Raw genomic sequence first — 2,933 nt, forward strand, 5'->3', positions numbered from 1 at the left:
TATCTAAGTGTCTCTTTTTTCGAGTATTCAATGTGGAAAAGCTCTACCATTTTTTAACTTTAGCTTCTGTCGCTTTATACTGGGTCCTTGTCGCCGGTGTGACTTTTCGTGTCGTACTAAAACGACGCTCTGTCAGCGTTTCTCTCGCATGGTTGATGGTTATCTACATTATCCCTATTGTTGGCGTCGCTTGTTACTTCCTTTTCGGAGAGCTAAATCTCGGTAGAAAGAGGGCTGAGCGGGCACATCGCATGTTTACGCCTTTTGGTGATTGGTTCCGCCAATTAAATGATTGCCAAGTCCACCTTCCAGGTAAAGTCGGCTCTCCTATCCACAAAATTGATGAGCTTTGTAACAATCGGATGGGCATTCCAGCTCTCAGCGGAAACACACTTTCACTGCAAGCTTCTCCTAATGAAATCCTACACGCAATTATCGAAGATATAGAAAACGCCCAGACGAGTATCAAAATGGTTTTCTATATTTGGCACCCCGGTGGCTTAACTGACTCCGTTGCTTCCGCACTTATTCGAGCAGCAAAACGTGGTGTCGATGTTAAAGTTTTACTCGATTCTGCAGGTAGCCCGCGTTTTTTCAAAAGTCACTGGCGTTCAATGATGAAAGACGCTGGCGTTCACGTTGTCCAAGCATTAGAGGTTAGTCCTTGGCGTATTTTCTTACGCCGTTTAGATCTAAGGCAGCACCGGAAGATCATCGTGATTGATGAGTCCATCGCCTATACCGGGTCAATGAATATGGTAGATCCAGCTCATTTCAAACAGAGCTCAGGTGTCGGCCAATGGATTGATGTCATGGTTCGCGTCACTGGGCCAACCGTTAACGTGTTGTCAGCAATTCATGGTTGGGATTGGGAAGTGGAAACCGGTGAACGCATTCTTCCTGATTTACCAGAGTGCCCGGTTGAAGAAATAATGACGCATCATCCAGTTCAAGTAGTGCCATCTGGGCCGGGCATGCCGGAGTATTTGATTCTGCAAGTTCTTACTATTGCGATTAATCAAGCAAACCATTCAGTTCGTATTACAACACCCTATTTTGTACCGAGTGCCGACTTATTAGAAACACTCAAAATGACGGCACAACGTGGTGTCAGCGTCGAATTAATCATTCCACATAACAACGATTCATTAATGGTTAAATGGGCTTCTCGCGCCTTCTATACCGAACTGCTTGAAGCCGGAGTGAAGATATATGAGTTTTACGGCGGGCTTCTTCACACCAAATCGGTAGTGATTGATGAAGAGTTTTGCTTAATCGGAACGGTCAATATCGACATGCGCAGCCTATGGCTTAACTTCGAAGTAACGCTAGCCGTTGATGATGTGCACTTCACCAAGCAACTGTTTGATTTGCAGCAATCCTATATTGAATCATCTCATCCAGTGGAATTGGAGCAATGGGAGCAGAGAAACCTACGCAACCGCTTCTTCGAAAGGTTGTTTTACTTATTCAACCCGCTGCTTTAATTCCATCAATGCGTCCACCCCGGCTCATCACTCGCCGACTATCGGATTTTAAACCTTTCACGATAAACGACGTGGAAGGTTAAAAAGCGAAAGAAAAGCGCAAAAACTCCCGCTCTGCTCTTGCTTTGAAGGCTATTGGCATGTTTTAAATAGGACATAACCGATTGATAAGGAATTCACAGCATGTCCGAGAACAAAACCACTAAACTGATCACTGCAGGTCGTGATAAGAAGTGGACTAATGGTGTCGTTAACCCACCAGTACAACGCGCTTCAACTGTCGTGTTCAACACAGTAGAAGAGAAACGCAAAGCGACCATTAACCGCGCTAACAAGACACTTTTCTACGGACGCCGTGGCACCACGACTCATTTCGCATTTCAAGATGCAATGGTTGAAGTTGAAGGTGGTGCAGGTTGCGCACTTTACCCTTGTGGTACGGCAGCCATCTCTAATGCCATCCTCTCTTTTGTTGAAACAGGTGACCATATTCTGATGGTCGATACCTGTTATGAACCCACTCGTGATTTCTGTGACACCATAATGAAAAAGATGGGTGTAGAGACCACTTACTACGAGCCAACGATCGGTGAAGGTATCCAAGACCTTATTAAGCCAAATACTAAGGTTCTATTTACTGAATCTCCGGGTTCAGTCACCATGGAAGTTCAAGACATCCCAACACTCGCACGTATTGCTCATGAACATGACATCATTGTAATGCTCGATAACACGTGGGCGGCTGGTGTTAACTTCTCACCGTTCGATTTTGGCGTCGACATCTCAATTCAAGCGGCGACTAAATACATTGTTGGTCACTCTGATGTGATGCTAGGAACTGCGGTAGCCAACGAAAAATGTTGGGATCAACTGAGAGAGCAGAGTTACTTGATGGGACAGTGCGTATCTCCAGATGACGCTTATCTTGGTCTTCGCGGTATTCGCACTCTTGACGTTCGACTTCGCCAACATGCTGAAAACAGCCTTAAAGTAGCAAAGTGGTTAGAAACACGCCCTGAGGTTGACCATGTTCGTCACCCTGCCCTTGAGTCTTGTCCTGGTCATGAATTCTTCAAACGAGACTTCACTGGCGGTAATGGTTTGTTCTCTTTCGTACTGAAGAACTCAAACACAAAAGCAACGACTGCTCTGCTTGATGGTATGACGCACTTTAGTATGGGTTACTCATGGGGTGGATTTGAAAGTTTGATTCTAGCGAACGAACCGAGCAGCTTTAATAGCTTGAGAACGGTAGCGAACCCTAACTTCGAAGGAACCTTGATACGCGTTCATATCGGCTTAGAAGACGTCGATGACCTGATTGCGGATCTAGAAGCTGGACTAGATCGTTACAACGCTCTGGTTTAAGTAAAACAATAAACAAGTTTCCACAAAAAGGCAGGGACAACCTGCCTTTTTTAGTTCGGTAAGCTCTTGGTGTAGAAG

General features: G+C 45.3%; 2 protein-coding genes. Both read left to right on the top strand.

Features of this window, described 5'->3' with window-relative positions:
- Positions 1-32 precede the first annotated feature (32 nt).
- Entirely contained in the window at positions 33-1,487 is a 1,455-nt protein-coding gene (gene cls, locus AB4653_RS25325; RefSeq protein WP_012604351.1) for a cardiolipin synthase, read from the top strand.
- A gap of 183 nt (positions 1,488-1,670) precedes the next feature.
- Positions 1,671-2,855 carry a cystathionine beta-lyase gene (locus tag AB4653_RS25330; RefSeq protein ID WP_017100080.1) on the top strand — a complete coding sequence of 395 codons (1,185 nt, stop codon included), beginning with the start codon at positions 1,671-1,673 and terminating at the stop codon, positions 2,853-2,855.
- The last annotated feature ends 78 nt before the right edge of the window (positions 2,856-2,933 follow it).

Source organism: Vibrio sp. 10N.222.48.A3 (genome assembly GCF_041475345.1).
In the GTDB taxonomy this organism is placed as follows: Bacteria; Pseudomonadota; Gammaproteobacteria; order Enterobacterales; family Vibrionaceae; genus Vibrio; species Vibrio tasmaniensis_A.